This is a genomic window from Nonomuraea sp. CA-143628 (genome assembly GCF_050942315.1).
GTDB lineage: Bacteria > Actinomycetota > Actinomycetes > Streptosporangiales > Streptosporangiaceae > Nonomuraea.
This window is the reverse complement of the sequence record NZ_CP192072.1, coordinates 13,473,219-13,488,978: the sequence shown is the minus strand read 5'-3', so window position 1 is coordinate 13,488,978 and position 15,760 is coordinate 13,473,219. Positions and strand designations below refer to the sequence as shown.

General features: G+C 68.9%; 18 protein-coding genes. 17 read left to right on the top strand and 1 reads right to left on the bottom strand.

The features are described 5' to 3' along the window. Position 1: 1 nt before the first annotated feature. The 5 genes from ACQP2T_RS61820 to ACQP2T_RS61800 all read left to right on the top strand — a co-directional run bounded on the left by ACQP2T_RS61820 (position 2) and on the right by ACQP2T_RS61800 (position 7,097). Positions 2–2,647 carry a fibronectin type III domain-containing protein gene (locus ACQP2T_RS61820; RefSeq protein WP_433513894.1) on the top strand — a complete coding sequence of 882 codons (2,646 nt, stop codon included), beginning with the start codon at positions 2–4 and terminating at the stop codon, positions 2,645–2,647. 121 nt (positions 2,648–2,768) lie between these two features. Then, complete coding sequence (locus ACQP2T_RS61815; protein ID WP_433513893.1) at positions 2,769–5,315, top strand: fibronectin type III domain-containing protein; 2,547 nt, start codon at positions 2,769–2,771, stop codon at positions 5,313–5,315. Beyond that, positions 5,312–5,731 carry a hypothetical protein gene (locus ACQP2T_RS61810; protein WP_433513892.1) on the top strand — a complete coding sequence of 140 codons (420 nt, stop codon included), beginning with the start codon at positions 5,312–5,314 and terminating at the stop codon, positions 5,729–5,731. Before ACQP2T_RS61815 ends, ACQP2T_RS61810 begins: the two co-directional genes overlap by 4 nt. A 603-nt stretch (positions 5,732–6,334) precedes the next feature. Then, positions 6,335–6,661, top strand: a complete 327-nt coding sequence (locus tag ACQP2T_RS61805; protein WP_433513891.1) for a hypothetical protein — start codon at positions 6,335–6,337, stop codon at positions 6,659–6,661. Between the two features lie 82 nt (positions 6,662–6,743). Further along, positions 6,744–7,097 (top strand): hypothetical protein, encoded by a 354-nt coding sequence (locus tag ACQP2T_RS61800; RefSeq protein ID WP_433513890.1) that lies wholly within the window; start codon positions 6,744–6,746, stop codon positions 7,095–7,097. A gap of 167 nt (positions 7,098–7,264) precedes the next feature. Here ACQP2T_RS61800 and ACQP2T_RS61795 read toward each other — a convergent pair whose 3' ends face one another. Then, positions 7,265–7,777: a hypothetical protein gene (locus ACQP2T_RS61795; RefSeq protein ID WP_433513889.1), complete on the bottom strand. Its 513-nt coding sequence runs from the start codon at positions 7,775–7,777 to the stop codon at positions 7,265–7,267. A gap of 324 nt (positions 7,778–8,101) precedes the next feature. Between ACQP2T_RS61795 and ACQP2T_RS61790 the strand changes: the two genes are divergently transcribed. The 12 genes from ACQP2T_RS61790 to ACQP2T_RS61735 all read left to right on the top strand — a co-directional run bounded on the left by ACQP2T_RS61790 (position 8,102) and on the right by ACQP2T_RS61735 (position 15,685). Beyond that, positions 8,102–9,307 carry an AAA family ATPase gene (locus ACQP2T_RS61790; RefSeq protein ID WP_433513888.1) on the top strand — a complete coding sequence of 402 codons (1,206 nt, stop codon included), beginning with the start codon at positions 8,102–8,104 and terminating at the stop codon, positions 9,305–9,307. After that, a complete protein-coding gene (locus ACQP2T_RS61785; protein ID WP_433513887.1) occupies positions 9,304–9,900 on the top strand; it encodes a hypothetical protein in 597 nt (198 codons plus the stop codon). The genes ACQP2T_RS61790 and ACQP2T_RS61785 overlap by 4 nt, the downstream gene beginning before the upstream one ends. After that, positions 9,897–10,145, top strand: a complete 249-nt coding sequence (locus ACQP2T_RS61780; RefSeq protein WP_433513886.1) for a WhiB family transcriptional regulator — start codon at positions 9,897–9,899, stop codon at positions 10,143–10,145. The genes ACQP2T_RS61785 and ACQP2T_RS61780 overlap by 4 nt, the downstream gene beginning before the upstream one ends. Further along, positions 10,142–10,480 (top strand): hypothetical protein, encoded by a 339-nt coding sequence (locus tag ACQP2T_RS61775; RefSeq protein WP_433513885.1) that lies wholly within the window; start codon positions 10,142–10,144, stop codon positions 10,478–10,480. Before ACQP2T_RS61780 ends, ACQP2T_RS61775 begins: the two co-directional genes overlap by 4 nt. Before the next feature lie 439 nt (positions 10,481–10,919). Beyond that, positions 10,920–12,047, top strand: coding sequence for a helix-turn-helix domain-containing protein (locus tag ACQP2T_RS61770; protein ID WP_433513884.1), 1,128 nt, complete (start codon positions 10,920–10,922; stop codon positions 12,045–12,047). Continuing rightward, positions 12,044–12,958, top strand: a complete 915-nt coding sequence (locus tag ACQP2T_RS61765; RefSeq protein WP_433513883.1) for an ATP-binding protein — start codon at positions 12,044–12,046, stop codon at positions 12,956–12,958. The genes ACQP2T_RS61770 and ACQP2T_RS61765 overlap by 4 nt, the downstream gene beginning before the upstream one ends. Then, complete coding sequence (locus ACQP2T_RS61760; protein ID WP_433513882.1) at positions 12,952–13,530, top strand: XF1762 family protein; 579 nt, start codon at positions 12,952–12,954, stop codon at positions 13,528–13,530. Before ACQP2T_RS61765 ends, ACQP2T_RS61760 begins: the two co-directional genes overlap by 7 nt. Further along, complete coding sequence (locus ACQP2T_RS61755; RefSeq protein ID WP_433513881.1) at positions 13,523–14,083, top strand: hypothetical protein; 561 nt, start codon at positions 13,523–13,525, stop codon at positions 14,081–14,083. Before ACQP2T_RS61760 ends, ACQP2T_RS61755 begins: the two co-directional genes overlap by 8 nt. A 33-nt stretch (positions 14,084–14,116) precedes the next feature. Continuing rightward, positions 14,117–14,275, top strand: a complete 159-nt coding sequence (locus tag ACQP2T_RS61750) for a hypothetical protein (protein ID WP_433513880.1) — start codon at positions 14,117–14,119, stop codon at positions 14,273–14,275. Then, complete coding sequence (locus tag ACQP2T_RS61745; protein WP_433513879.1) at positions 14,272–14,739, top strand: hypothetical protein; 468 nt, start codon at positions 14,272–14,274, stop codon at positions 14,737–14,739. The genes ACQP2T_RS61750 and ACQP2T_RS61745 overlap by 4 nt, the downstream gene beginning before the upstream one ends. 135 nt (positions 14,740–14,874) lie before the next feature. Then, on the top strand, positions 14,875–15,225 hold the full coding sequence (locus tag ACQP2T_RS61740; RefSeq protein WP_433513878.1) for a hypothetical protein: 351 nt from the start codon (positions 14,875–14,877) through the stop codon (positions 15,223–15,225). A gap of 88 nt (positions 15,226–15,313) precedes the next feature. Next, on the top strand, positions 15,314–15,685 hold the full coding sequence (locus tag ACQP2T_RS61735; RefSeq protein ID WP_433513877.1) for a hypothetical protein: 372 nt from the start codon (positions 15,314–15,316) through the stop codon (positions 15,683–15,685). Positions 15,686–15,760: the final 75 nt, after the last annotated feature.

Here is a 15,760-nt window from a genome sequence, read left to right as displayed (position 1 = left end):
AATGCCGACGATCACCGAGGGGTTCGAGTCCGCTACGGCGGTGGTGCCGCGGTCAGGCAACTGGACGCGGGACAGCAGCCAGAAGTTCGCCGGCGCCTGGTCGCTGAAGAGCGCCGCAGTGCCCACGACGGGTGGCTCGTCGTCGTGCACGATGACGGTTCCGGCCGGGGCGACCACAGTGACGTTCCGGGTGATGATCTCGACCGAGGGCAGCGCCACGAACCGGTGGGACCCGTTCGTGTTCCTGACCGGATCCACGGAACGGTACTGGATGGCGGGCATCGTCGGCTGGCAGCAGCCGGGCACGTACGCGCTGAACGGCGCCACCCAGATCACGTTCCGGTACGACCGCGACTCCACGGGCGATAGCGGCTCGAACGCCGTGTGGATCGACGACGTCACCTTCACCATCCCGGACACGGTGCCACCCAGCGCGCCGGGCAACCTGCGGGTGACGGCGAAGACGGGCACGTCGGCGTCGGTGGCATGGGACGCCGCCACCGACAACGTGGGCGTGACCGGGTACGGCATCTATCTGGATGGCACGAAGCAGGGCGCCGACCAGACCGCGCTCACCTACAACTTCCCCACCCTGACGCCGGGGACGCACACGGTGGCGGTGGACGCCGTTGACGCGGAGGGCAACCGGTCCGCCAAGGCGAGCGTGGCCGTCGCCCTGGACGAGACGCCGCCCACCATGCCCGGCATCCTGCGGGTGACCGCGCAGGGCCTGACGCAGGTGTCGGTGGCGTGGGACGCGTCCACGGACAACATCGGCGTGGCCGGATACGGGGTGTGGCTGGACGGTGTCCGGCAGGGCGCCGACGCGGCGGGGCTTGGTCGGACGCTGTCGGGCCTGCTGCCGGGCCACACCTACCTGGTGGAGGTGGACGCCGGGGACGCGGCCGGGAACCGGTCGCCGAAGGCCTCTCTGTCGGTGCAGACGCTGGCGGACGTGGAGCCGCCGGCGATGCCCGGGAACCTGCGCGTCACTGCGGGCGGGCCGTACTTCTTCACTGTCGCGTGGGATCCGGCCAGCGACAACGTGGGCGTGACCGGGTACGGCGTCTACGTCGGCGGCGGCAAGGTCGGCGCCGACCAGACGGGCACGTCGTACACGCTCAACGGCCTCGACCCCGAGGGCACCTACCAGGTCGCGGTGGACGCTGCGGACTCCTCCGGCAACCGGTCCGCGCTGGTACAGCTCACGCACGTCACGCCGGCAGACGTGCCGCCGGCGGCGCCGCCGAACCTGCGCGTGACAGCCCTGTCGTACACGGGCTGGACGGTGGAATGGGACCCGGCTGCGGATGATGTGCAGGTGGTCGGCTACGACGTCACGGTGGGCGGGCAGACGGTGGCCACCAACACCACCGTGCGCATCCTGACGCGGTCGGGCCTGCCGGACGACACCGAATATGTGGTCCGGGTGTGGGCCGTGGACCACATCGGGCAGCGCACCACCACGCCGGCCGAGATCGTCGTACGGACCCTGAATGACTTCAACCCGACCGTGCCCGCGGTGACCGCGTCGGCTGGGGAGGACTCCATCACCGTGGCGTGGACGTCATCGGCGGACGACTTTCAGGTGGTCGGCTACGAGGTGATCGTGGACCAGCAGACCGTGCACACCACGCCGGGCGTGGACTACACGGTGGACGGCCTCCTCACCCGGAAGCACACCGTCACCGGGCTGACCCCAGGGGCGACGTACGACGTGCGGGTGGCGGCGGTGGACTCGATCGGGCAGCGCTCGGCGGACAACACGCAGCAGGTGACGACCGTGGGGCTGCCGTACGTGCCCGTGGCCACGCCGGTGTACCGGCTGGGCGCGTGGGCGGGCAACGTGCTCGACTCGCAGCTCGTGACGTGGACGGTGGAGAAGCCGGAGGGGTGGGCGTCGTCGGCGCCGGTGTCGCCGGTCTCCGCCAACCGGGGCGGTGTGGACGGCGGCTGGGACGGCGCCGGCAGGCACGGGCCGCGCCGGATCGTGCTGGCGGGCACCGCCGTGGCGGACAGCAACTTGGCGATGCTGGCGGCCAAGCAGCGGCTCCTGCGCGCCATTCACCCGAGTAACAAGGCGTGGCTGCGGGTGGCCGACGCGCGCATGACCAGGCAGGTGCGCGTCAGGTTGGACGGGCAGATCCGCATCACCGACGATGGGCCGCTGGCGTTCCATTGGGAGTTGCCGCTCAAGGTCGCCGACCCTCGCCGGTACGCGCTCGTGCCGGTGACCGCCACGGCGGTGATTGGATCGTTGCCGGGGGAGGCGTCGGCCACGATCGAACTGTCCGGCACGTACGCGACCGTCCCGGCGCGCATGCGCCTGTACGGGCCGCTCCGGAACTGGACGATCACGCACGAGGAGACGGGCACGGTCATGCGCGGCATGCCGGGGGACGCGTCCAAGCTGCCGGCTGATCCGCAGTACTCGTTCACGATCGACTTGGCGGCGCGCCAGGTGCTGGGGCATGTCCCGCCGGAGGTGTGGCCGGAGCCGCGGCCAGGGCGCAGCGCGCTGGCGCATCTGCCGGCCTGGTTCCACCTGATCCCCGGCATCAACACGATCACGCTGGCCGGCGAGCCCGTCACGGGCGAGGCCGGGACGCCGCGGCTGGTGATCGAGGCGTACGACGCCTGGAGTTGACGGGCGCGGACGGTAGCCCCCCTGGCCGGGCATGGTGCAGCCCTCATCACGACATCGGCCACGGGGGGTTGCTATGTCGCTGGTCAGGATGGCTACGCCGTACAACACGCAATCGCCGAGCATGAGCCACACGTACAGCTTCGGCAGCGTCGGCTACGGAAACAGGATCGTGTTGTTCGTCAACAGCTACTCGGGACTGACGAGCATCTCGGGCAACTACACGGAGCATGAGTGGACGCGGCACACGTTCGGCCTCCGCATGCTCAGCAAGATCAGCTATGGCGGAGACTCGTCAGTCACGGTCACCGTCAGCGACAGCACTGACCGCATCAGCATCTGGATGTATGAGTTGTCCGATGCGGACGAGTTCTATGGCTCCAGCACTGGGCTCAACTCCGGCTCCGCGTCCTACAGCGCGTCAGACCTGCCGGATGGGTGCGTCTCACTGATCGGCTGCGCCGTCTACGTGCAGGGCAGCGACAACTCCTCAGCCTCGTGGCCGTCCGGCTACACGCACAAGGGGTATGTGTATCGCGACTGGAACGACGGGGCGGTCAAACGCGTCTACTCGACGTCGGCCGTGGATGAGTTCGTGTCCGGGGCTGTGTCGTGGTCGCAGCAGCTCATCACCGGTCTGCCGTCCGGCACGCCGAACTATGCGTGGGCCGCTGGTACGTGGGGGCCGACGCCGGACGAAGAGCCGCCCACCATGCCGGGCAACCTGCGGCTGACGGCGATGACACCGACGTCGCTCTCGGTCACCTGGGATGCGTCCAGCGACTCCGGGACGGGCGTGTCGGGGTACGGCATTTACCGCAACGGCGCCAAGGACGGCAGCGACCAGTCGTCCAAGACGAAGACGTTCTCTGGGCTGACACCGGGCGTGCCGGTCACCGTCGAGGTGGACGCCGTCGATGGGAAGGGCAATCGGTCGGAGAAGGCCAGCATCACGCTGACGCCGATCAACGACACGACCCCGCCCGTGACTCCGGTGGTGAGGGTGACGGCGCTCGCGGCCGGCAGCATCACGGTCGGCTGGGAAGAACCGTATGACCAGACGACGATCGTCGGGTATGGCATCTACTTGAACGGGCAGAAGCAGGGGTCCGACCAGACGACGCGCACCCGGATGTTCACCGGGCTGACGGCGGGTGGCCTCTACACGGTCGGCGTGGACGCCAAGGACCTGCTCGGCAACCGCAGCCAGATTGGGACGAAGACCGTCCGCGCTCAGGCGGACACGAGCGCGCCGACGCTGCCTGGGGCGGTGCGGCTGGTCGCGGTCACGCAGACTGCGGTCACCATCGCTTGGGACTCGAGCACCGATGACAATGTGGGTCTTGATGGGTACGGCCTGTATCTGGGGGCGACCCGGGTCTCGCAGGTGGGGCCGGCCAGCCAGGTGTTCACCTTCACCCAGCTCACGCCGGGCATCGCGTACAGCCTGGGCGTGGACGCGGTGGACGGGCTCGGCAACCGGACCGTGAAGGTGCCGTTGACGGCGACCACGCTGGAGGACTCCAGCGGCGCAACCCCGCCGTATGAGTATGTGCTGTACGACTGGGCCTCTCACCGGCCGCTCGACAGCCTCCCGTTGCAGAACGTGTCCTTCGAGCTGGCGCTCGGCGGTGCCGGTAGCTTGAGCGCCGAGATTCCGCTGTATGACGAGGACTACACGGTCGGCCGGGTCGAGGCGGCCACGCGCAGCGAGCGCACGATGCTGTTGATCTACCGGGGGGAGCGGTTCGTCGGCGGCGGCCGCGTGGTGGACCCGACCGACTACGACAGTGAGACGGGCATCCTGCGGATGAGCGTCGAGGACGTGACCGGCATCTACGGGCGCCGCTTCATCCCCTTCACCGGGCCCAGGACGGGCACGCTGGCCCACTCAGAGATCGACTGGATTCTGAACCTGACCGGCGGGGAGGCGGACAAGCGGTGGCTCGTCACGTCCGGCGTGGTCGGTACCACGCCGGTGGACCGTGAGTACAGGGAAGAGGACTTCTCCCGGGCGGGCGACCAGATCGGAGACATCGCCGCGGCGCCGGGCGGGTTCGAGTGGTGGGCGAAGCCGGCGTGGGATCCCGAGAACGACCGGCCGCGGTTCGAGCTGTCCAGGGTCAACCGGGACAATCCGCCGTCGTCGATCCTGACGCTGGAGTACCCGGGCAACGTGAAGAAGTTCCGGCGCAGCACCAGGCCGGGCCTGGCCACCGTCGTCTACGGCAAGCTCGCCCTCAGCGAGGGCGGCGTCCTGCTGGAGAAAGTGGTGCGAGACGACCTGCACGCGGCCGGCTGGCCGAAGCTGGAACAGGCCTACACGTTCGAGGGGCTCACCAGCCCGCAGGCGTTGAAGGATGAGACGCAGCGGGCCGCGGACGCCAGTAAGGGCGCGCGGATGGTGTTCGAGTTCGAGCTCGTGCCGGGGACGAATGTCCGCTGGTGGGATTGGGAGGTCGGCGCGAACGTGCCAGTGATCATTCAGAACGATCATCTGTATCCGGAGCGGCCGGATGGGTCGCCGGGCCTGGACCGCGAAATGAAGATCATCAGCATTCGGGTGGACCCGAACACCGACGAGGGCGAGCGGGTGACGGTGACGACGGCGGAGCTCACGACCACCGTGGCTGAGTCGCTGCCTGGCGGTCTGATCGGGGGGGTATCGTGACGCAGATCAAGGCCAGCGATCAGCGGCTGCATGACCTGGTGGCGCTCGTGAAGGACCTCCAGGCGCGGGTGAAGAAGCTTGAGCTTCAGATCGGGATGCGCGGGATCACGTTCTCGACGCAGGTGACATCGGTGTCGGGCACTTCGTTCGAGACAGCCGCTTGGTCGGTGTTTCCTCGCTCGGGCAGTTCGTTGGCGGTGGACGTGACCGTGGGTGGCGCGCTGGAGGTGCAGCTCGCGGTGGACGGCGTGGCGATCGGCACGAAGACGTCCACGGCCGCCGGCACGATCACCGTGTCCGGGTTCCTTCCTGCCTCGTGGACGTTCGGCGCCCGTAAGAGGGTCGAGGTGCGGGCCCGCCGGACCTCGGGTTCGGGCGCGGTGTCGGTAACGGTGCTGGGTGCGTGGCATCGGTGACCGGCTTTAGTAAATAGAGTTGAGAGCAAAGAACGCTTTGTCGGTTCTCGCCTCATAAGTCCTTGCGCTCGGGCATGATTTCCAGTGCGCCTCAGGTTTCGGCGCGTCGCTACTCCGCCGTGCTATGTCGGTCCGCCGGGTATGGCGCCATTGGACCGCCCGAGTCCAGTGGAGGAAGGTCAGCAATGGCCTGCGACGAGGAGAAGCCTCGACGGCGTGACTGGATCCGTACCGTGCTTGAGCTGCTCAAGTTTCTGGTCTGGATCATCCTGCTGATCATGCAGCAGGAAAGGTAACGGAAGGGTCTCCTGTCGTAGCGTCTGGCGATGCTTATGCGGACAGGAGACCCTTTCGCGCTTTGGGGCGCGCGTCCGCGTGCGAGTCATTTGCCCGCTTTTGCAACTGCATGCGGTACTCCACAGACCGCGGCCACATCCGTATGTTGCCATAAAACATGTTCATGGCATCTGAACATCGCAATTTGAGGCTGACTAATCTGTGAATCACAGGTTCTCTGTCTGCCGTGTTGGGGTCGGACGGTAATCAGGTTGACCGGGCAGCATGCGCGCTCGATAGGTAGAGGTCGAGGGCGCGGGGGCAGTGATGACGGATCAGGAGCCGACCACGGGGGAACTGTCGCGGCTGATCCAGCGGGTTGAGGGCCGGATCGGTGAGCTGAGCCTGGAGATTCGCGACTTGGCGGCGGAGTGGCGGTCTCAGATCGCCGCCGGCGCGCTGCTCGGTCAGCGGGTGGGACACCTCGAATCCAGCCAGGGCGACCAGGAGGCGAGGTTGCGACTGGTGGAGCAGGACCTGGCCGGCCGGAAGGAGTCCGCGGAGAAGTCGAGGCGGACGAACATGTGGATTGCTACGGCGATCACCGTTGCGGGTCTTGTGGTCACGCTGGTGTTCAACCTGATCGGGAAGTGAAGTGGAAGCGGACGCTAGCTCGGCTTGGGCGGCATCCTCGCCCGGACGTGATCATACGACCCCCACTCCGGAGGGCAGAGCGATGTCCGATTTCTTCAAGTCTCACCTGCGTACGTACGTGCCGGTCTGGGTCGCCGCGGTGGCCGCGATGCTTGGCGCGAAGGGTCTCGACCTGGACGTGGACGCCACGACCACGGTCGTCACCGGTATGGCGATCAGCGGCTACTACACGGTGGCCCGTCTGCTGGAGAAGGTGCCCAGCCTGGCGTGGCTTGGCCGGTTTCTGCTGAGCGTGGGTTTCGTGGCCGGACCGGCGTACGGCAGCGCTGCGGCTTCGAGCTCGACGGGTTCGGAGTCGGGCGGCTCGGGCGAGGCGCCGGCTGAGCGTGAGCCGTACACCGGTTACGAGTTCCTGCGGGAGGACCGCAGGGCCTAGACTCGCGGCGGGAAACGCGACCCTTCAGGTGGTGTTTCTTTCCGGTGGTACGCCGTCTCCCGGTTCAGGTGGCATTCGCGTAGAGGCCGCTCCTCGCGCTTGCCGTGAAGCCTGTCCTGGGGGGCGGCGTACTCGTTTTCCGGGGCCGCCCCATCGACAGCTCTGACCTACAGGTGGGCTGTGACTGGGTTGGGGGTGGCAGCGCCAGCGGGGTCGCCGGGCTGTCCGGTGGCGTAGGCCCTGTACCAGTCGTCCAGTTCGAGGGCGACCTTGCCTGGGTGGGAGTCGCACATACCCGGGATGGGCGCGACGCAGGTTTCAGCGAGGACGCGCCAGACGCCGGTTTCGCCGTTCTCTTCGGCCAGGTGGTTGAGGTCGCAGTGCTCGAACTGGTTGCGAACCTGGGCGACGGGTAGCCGCATCTTCCCGGCGATGGTCTCCCACGAGGTGCCGTTCATTCGCTCCTGGGTGATGGAGCGGTGGAGCTGCTCCAGCCACATGCGCTGGCCTTGGAGTGCGTGCTCGATGAAGTCGCCGGGGGCGGCGTTGGCGTCGTCTCGGGTGGCGACCTTGCCGGCGGCGTGGTCGGCGATCTCCTTGCACACGTTGGCGTAGCCGACGCGCGCGGTTTGGCGCCCGTCGAGTTCGGGGGCGACGCGTATTGCGACTTCGTCTGACACCGGGCGGGACCTCCGAGGGTGGGGAAGCTGCGGGGGCCTGATTGACGGCTCAAGGTTAGGGCCCTCGGCTCAACTTTAGGGGGGCGGTGCCTGACTTTCCCAGGGGTTCGAGATCAAACCTGAGGCTTGTGGCGTACCGGTAGGCGGACTAGGCTGACTAAAGATCCAGTATAGTTCTTTGATGTTACGCCGGATCGGGACGGTAACCCGGGTGGGGCGGTTTCATGCGTCTCACCCGCTGACCTTCCGGTCTGGTCGGCACATCAGCCGTAGCCGGAACAGGGGAGCGGCCCCAGTTCCGACCGCACAACCGGAAGGAAACACGTGAGCAACCTCGCTTTCGAGGCTCCCGTCCGCGTGGCGCTCAAGTCGCGCGTCGTGATCCAGGGCCCGTCCGGCTCTGGCCTGACGTGGACCTCGCTGCGGATGGCTCAGGGCATGGGCGGAACGGTCGGTGTCGTGGACACCAACCGTGGTTCCGCCGCCCTGTACGCCGAGCACTTCGACTTCGTCCACCTGCCCATGAACTCGGGTAAGCCCGAACTGCTGATCGAGGCGCTCGCCGTCGCTGCTGAGCAGCGGATCGGCGTGCTGGTCGTGGACTCCGGCACCGCGTTCTGGTCGGGCCGGGGCGGGCTGATGTCCCAGGTGGATCACCTGACCCTGAACAAGTACAACGGCAACAACAACAAGGCGTGGATCGAGACGCGCGGGCTTGAGCAGAACCTGTTCGACGCGCTGCTGTCCTTCCCCGGCCACCTCATCGTGACGCTGCGCACGCGGGCGGACTACCAGCTCCAGGACCTCGGCGAGGGCCGGATGGGCGTCGTCAAGTACGGGACGAAGCCGGAGCAGCGCGACAACTTCGACGCCGACTTCCACTTCACCGTCACGTTGGACATGGCGCACGCGGGCACCGTGACGAAGTCGCGGGTGCTGGACGTCCCAGTCGGCGCGGCGATCGAGGAGCCGGGGGAGGACCTCGGCAAGCTGGTCGCCTCCCGGCTCGGCGACGGAGTGGAGATGCCCGACGCGCTCGACATCCGCGACCAGGCGCTCGACCCCGCGATGACGGACGATGACCTGCGCGAACTGCACAGGCTGGCGGCCAAGTCCAACCTGCTGCGCGCGGCCGTGCTGAACGAGCACGAAGAGGTGGAAGCGCTCGGCGCGCTGATCGTCCGGGAGGGAGAGCAGGCGAAGAAGGAGAACCGCAGGCGTACCAGCCCGGCCGCGAACCCCGGGCAGCCCGCCCAGAGTGCCGGGGACGCGCAGGACTCGCCGCTCATGCCCGAGTACGTGCCTGACGACAAGGCGTTCGTGGCGCAGTGGGCGCACGCCATCGCGGTCATCGGCGGCGAGGACGCCGAGCAGGACCTGAACACCGTGGACGCCAACCTCCGCCAGGAGAAGGCGGACGGCGCGGTCAGCCAGCACGACTACGCACACGTCTACCGGTTGCTGGAGCAGCGCCGCGCCAGCCTGGGCCTGCAGTACGCGCAGTCGAACGCTACGGCGAGCACGGCATGACTGGCGTGGAGCACGCCACGGCGGGCCCCGCGCCCGCCGTGGCGGACCGCGAGGCCGCCTCCAGCCTGTACCTGGCGGGACGGCTGCTGGAGTCGATCGCCAAGGCGCTGGTCGCGCTCGGCGATGACGGGCTGACCGCCATCGAGGAGAGCGGCAAGCCGGTGATGCCGGTGGAGGACCGGCAGAGCGGCTACATCGGCAAAACCCGGCTCGGCTACACCCAGATGAACGACGGCAAGACCACTGCCGAGCTCGCGAGCGACGATCCGGCCCTGGTGGCGTGGGCGCTCGCCTCCAACCGCTACCGGCACAACGTACTGACGGTGCAGATACTCGCCCCCGCAGTGGTGGCCGAGATCAAGAAGCATGCGCTCAAGATGGGCGCGCCCGTGGACCGGCACGGCGAGATCGTTCCCGGCCTGACCATCCGCAAGGGCGACCCCACCCCGTTCAAGCACCTGGACAAGCAGCTCGTCGCCGAAGTGCTCGCCCCGGAGCGGATTCGCGCCCTCGCGCACGCTCTGCTGACCGGCCTGGCCACCCTGCCCGGCCTGCTGCCCGTCTCGACCGATACGGAGAGGAACCCGCAATGAGCTGGCTACACCGCGCGGCCTGCCGAGACGTCGATCCGGAGATCTTCTTCCCCATCGCGACCCCGGACACCGAAGCCGGGGAGGCTGCCGTGGCCCAGGCCAAGCAGGTGTGCGGGGGCTGCTCGGTGCGCTCCAGGTGCCTGGACAAGGCGATCGAGTCCCGCGAGCCGTACGGCGTGTGGGGCGGCGAGAGCGAGAGCACACGGAGCAAGCTCCTGAGTGGTGCGCGCGGGAGGACGTCATGAGTCGGACCGAGGACCTCACCTTCGTGCGCTGCATGAAGTCCGGGAAGATCCGGTACAGCACCCGCCGCGCTGCCCGCAAGATCGCGCGGCAGGCACACCGGGGCGAGAAGAAGCACACGTACGTGTGCGACTCCTGCCAGGGCTTCCACATCGGCGGGTCGATCGACGAGTCCGGCTGTCGTCGGCCGTGGCTGCGCTGCCAGTCGGACACCGCCCCCGTGTTCGACGAGCAGGGCGCCGCGCAGGCGTACGCGGACCGGGTGGGGGCGGAACAGAGTGTGGTCGCGCCGTGCGCGGATCACTGGCATGTGTTCCCCCTCCCCGTCGTGGCGTGACGTAGATCACACTGCCCGCGCTGGGTCGTAGGCAGACGTAAACGTCTCGCCCTTGGTGTGGTGCGTGCGCTCCCTGATGGCGCGGTCCTCGACGAGACCGCCGCCCGATCAACGCTGTCTGCAAGCGGGCGTGCCCGCGAGCACCGCGCCGTCAGGGAGCGCCCCCACCCCACCGGGAGGACCCACGTGATCCCTGCGCACGACGCGACCACCCCACCGACTTCAGCGGCTCCGGCGATCCCGCCGACCGCCTTCTAGCCACAACGGCGGCCCCCAGCGGGACCGCCGTCGCAGCCAGGCAGAGCGGGCCAACGCTCTGACGCCTGGGTGCCCCCATCAGCAACCTTCCACAGCAACATAAGGAGGCCACCGTGAGCGTAGCTGACGCTGCCCTTGGTTGCCCTGTGCCCTATGACCTGCACGTTGAGGGGCCGAACGCGTGAGCTACCTGTCCAGCGACTGGGCCATGTACTACGCCCCGGTCAAGTCCCCCACCGAGAAGCTCGTGCTCGTCGCTCTGGCGCGGCGCACCGACGATGACGGCTGTGACGCCTACAAGTCCAAGGCCACGCTCGCCCAGGCGGCGATGTGCGACCCGAAGACTGTGCAGCGCGTACTGCGCGAGTTGGAGGAGCGCGGCCTGATCAAGCTCGGCGACCAGGCCGTGGCCGAGTACATCGACCCCCGCTACCGGCCGATCGTTTACGACATCCAGATCCCGTTCGTGTGGTTCAGCGCCGCCCAGATGGAGCAGGTCAACGCCGAGCGTGCCCGCAAGGGCCGCCCGGCGCTCCAGCCGGACGACCGGCCGGACCTGCCGCCCGCGCCGGAGCGTCCCTCTCGCAGCGACAAGGGCAAGAAGGCGCCGCAGCGACGCCCGCGTTCGATCGGGCCCCGTGACCAGCAGGAAGAGGGATCCGAAGTTAGAGGGGATTCTGAATCCCCCCTGCCGGATGGCGATGGCCCCAGGGGGGATTCTGAATCCCAGCCAGGGGGGATTCTGAATCCCGCCAGGGGGGATTCAGAATCCCCCAACTCCTTTAGAGAACTCCCTTCAGATAACTCCTCTGTTCAGGAGATGCCTCCTTCGTCGGCATCTCCTGCGGGCGAGGCGAAGCAGGAGGATCTCCTCGGCGACGACACGCCACCTCCCGCCGCCACGGCGAAGAAGACCACGCGGCCGTCGAAGGCGAAGAAGGAGCGAACCCCCGAGGAGCAGCTCCGGTTCGAGCAGGCGACCAAGGTTGCCCAGTGGTGGTGGGACGAGTGCGACAAGGCGGGCGTGCCGAAGATCGGCCGGTCGGCCACCGGCACCGGCTTCCCCGGCCTGGTGAAGATGCTCGAAACCGCCCTCGCTGACAACTACACGCAGCGGGAGATCGCCGACGCGCTGCGCAGCAGGCGCAAGCGCTTCCCCCACCTCAGCGTGTTCGAGGACGCCCTGATGGAGGTGCGCGGCATCGCCCCCGTGCGGCCTCTCAACCGCAATCAGACCCCGGGCAACCACCTCGCCCCCTACAACCCCGACGACGCAGCAAACAACGAGAACAGGAAGGCGTGGGGATGACCGTCACCGCCATCGCAGCAGGCGACCCCGACGACCGCGACGACGTGCACCTGCTCGCGCAGGCGAACCGCCGCACCGACCCCGCCGACGTCCCCCAGGCTGACCTCGGCACGCCCGCGTGGCTGGCCGCCCTGTCGCCGGAGGCCCGCGCCAAGGCCATTGCCGGGCTGGAGCGCGGCAGCAACGTCGTACCGCTGCCGACCGCGCCCGGCGACGCCTGCACCTGCCCGAAGGCCGGCAGGCCAGGCCAGCACCCGGCATGCCCGGCCTGCCAGCGCGCCCGTAAGGAGACCGCCAAGTCCGTGCTCGCCCAGCAGCGCGAGTTCCGTCACAAGGCGTGGCGGCGCAACCTGGAAGGCACCTACGCCGACTACGCCGACGCCACCCTGTCCGGGCTCCGCCCCGAGCAGGACCCGGACGGCCGCGTCTCCCGCTGGCTCGACACCGACTCCCGCACCCTCGTGCTCGTCGGCGACAACAGCCTCGGCAAGACTCACGCCGGGTTCGCCGTCTGTAACGAAGCCGTCCGCCGCGACATGTGGGTGGTGGCGTGGAACGTGGCCGACCTCAACGACGAGCTCCGCCCCGGCGGGAACATCCGCGCCTTCGAGTTCGCCGAGCGGGCCGACCACCTGTTCCTCGACGACCTGGGCGCGGAGAAGCTCAGCGAGTGGACGCTTGAGCAGCTCTACCGGCTCATCGATGCGCGCGTCCGCAACCGCCGCCGTACCGGGCTCAGCACGAACCTGCCCTACGACAAGCGCGGCTTCGCTGACACGCCGAAGGAGCAGCAGCCGGTCACCCCGAACATGATCGACCGGTACGGCGCCCGCATCGTCCACCGCATCATGCACGAGGCCACCGTCGTCCGCTTCCACGGCGAGTCTCTCCGGAAGCCCGCGCCGTGGTGACCATCGCCCCGGTCTCCCCCGCCACCCTGGCGGGGGAGACCCCCACCGCACCCGACCTGCGGTTCGTGCCCGTCAACTTCCGTCAGGCGTGCGCCTACATCGCAACGTGGCACCGCCACCTGCGGCCGCCCCGCGGTCACGTCTTCTCCATCGGCGTGGCCGACGTCGCGACCCGGACCCTGCACGGCGTCGCCATCGTCGGCCGGCCCGTGGCCAGGTCGTACGACAACGGCCACACCCTGGAGATCACCCGCTCGGCCACGGATGGCACCGCGAACGTCGGGTCCATGCTGTTCGGCCGCGCCAGGACGGTCGCCTACAAGCTCGGCTACGACCGGCTGATCACCTACAACCACGCCGAGATCCATGGCCCTATCTGCGACAGCCCATGCCCGCACGGGTCCTGCGAGGCGATCCGCCTCGGCGAGACCGGCTCCAGCCTGCGCGGCGCCGGATGGCGGATCATCGCCCAACGACCGCCGCACGCCGGATGGGACCGCCCCTCCCGCCCCCGCGACACCCACGGCAGCGAAGGCGTCGCCCGCACCCTGTGGGAGCCGCCCGATGGGTGACCTCGAAAGGTACGCCGAAGCGCTGTCCGGGCAGCGGCTCGACCGCGCACGGCGGCAGCTCGAAGCCGACATCGCCGCCGGCCGCGTCCAGCCCGTCCCCTACCGGATCACCCTCGCCCTCGACGCCCGCGAACTGTACGGCCCCGAAGTCGATCAGGCGCTCGGCGGCGAGGAGCCGATGGTGGACGAGTGGGAGGAAGGCAAACGCGTCCCCACCCCCGACCAGGTAAAGGCCCTCGCCGCGCTGACCGACCATCCCCTCCGGTTCTTCTACACGCCCGCCCCCGAGTGGACAGGCCACATGTTCATGTGCCGCCGCAGCGGCCCGCAGAAAGGTTGTGAACGCGTGCAGCTCGGCCCTGACCCGGCACCGCCGCCCCCGCCGCCGAGCGGCGCGAAAGTCATCCCGCTGCCCGCCCGCCACCCCGGCCACTACTGGCGCTGCCTCGCCCCCCGCTGCCCCCTCAAAGGCCAGCCCCAGAAGGCCGCGACCAAACAGGGAGCCCTCGACAACTTCAACAGCCACTACGCCTACTTCCACCACCAGCCATAACCCGCCCGCGGCCGCACCCTCACGGAGAACCTCATGACCATCCTCGTCACGTTCTGGACCGGCTGGACCGTCACCGCCGCCGCCATCACCGCCGTCACCGTGACCGGCGCCAACCCGTGGCTCATCCCCGCCGCGATGCTCGCCTGGACCGCCGCCCTCGCTGTGGTCCGGATCCGCGAGCACCAGCCATGACCGGCTCGCTCCCGTCCCGGTGCCCGGCCTGCGACGGGCACCACCCGGACGACACCGACGACCCCCGACTCATTTGCCAGTGCGGCACCGACTGGCAGACCCCCGCACAGGAGCACGCCGTGACCACCGAGGCACCCACCATCGACCGTGACGCCCGCATCCTCGCCCTCTACAAGGGCGACATGCCCGTCAAGGACATCGCCGCCGAGTTCGGGCTCACGTCTGCGCGCATCTCCCAGATCGCCGTGGCCGCCCAGATCCCCCTCAGAAGGCCACAGAACCGCCCCAAGCATGTTGACGTGCCCCAAGTGATCACTGACCACCAAGCAGGGCTCACCGCGGCGGAGATCGCTACACAGCACCGCGTCAGCGAAACCACCATCCGCCGCTACCTCAAGCAGGCCGGCCTGCGCGCCAACCCGCCAGTCCGCCGCCGCAAGCCCCCCATATCCATCGCAGCCTGATGACCTCGACCCCATCCCCAGATCGAAGCAAGACGTAAGCCGCATCCGCGCGACATCCTCCCGGCCAGCCGACAACGCCGGGAGGATTCTCATGCCCGCACCACAGCCTGGCCAGCCCCGCCCCGGGGCGCTGCCGTGACGCCCGACACCGCCCTGGTGCTCTACTTCATCGGCATTCACATCGCGGTGATCCTGCTGCTCCGCTCCCGGATCCTCGCCCGCCGGCGGATCTCCGACCTGCGCATCGCCCAGGCCGAAGCGCTGACGAGCGCGCTCACCGCCGAGCAGGAGAACCAGGGCCTTGCCGGCCGTCTCGCGCGCCTGCGCCAGGTCCTCACGCCGATTGCCGCCCGCGCCCGCACCGGCCAAGACCTCGTCATCGCCCGCAAAGACCTGGCGATCCTCGCCGTCCTGGTCGAGCACGAGGGCCCGGAGGCGGACGCCCTGGTCGAGCTGGAGGACTCCTTCAACTCCGGCCCCGCGTAGACAACGTTAAAGAATGCTGCTAATGTTTTGGTCTATCAGCAGGGGGTGAGCGGCACTCTCGGCTGAGACCGGAAGGACAACCATCACCATGGGCATGACCACCCCGTACGAGGGCTTCCTCGCCCCCCAGCTCGCCCACCTCGGCTTCCCCGAGGGCCGGATCGAGCAGGGCGACACCGACACCGGCCACTGGTACCTGCGCACCTACCGCCACGCGCAGGTGGAGGTCGTCGTCAACGAGCAGACCGGCGACGTCACCGTCTCCCGCCTCGCCGACGACGCCAGCGACACCAACGGTTGGCCCATCCTCCACAGCACGCCCTTCAAGGGCACGGACGTCCCCGCCGTCAGCATTGCCGCTTGGGCCGTCCTCACACAGGCCCACGGCAGCGATCGGCCCTTCGCGGAAGTCACGCCGATCATCGACCGCCTCGCCGCCGCGTTCCCGATGGCCGCGTAAGCGCCTGACCACTCCGGCGCCGCCGCGCGCCGCGCCCTGCTGGCCCTGGCCGCCCGACCCACCCGCCCGCCTCGC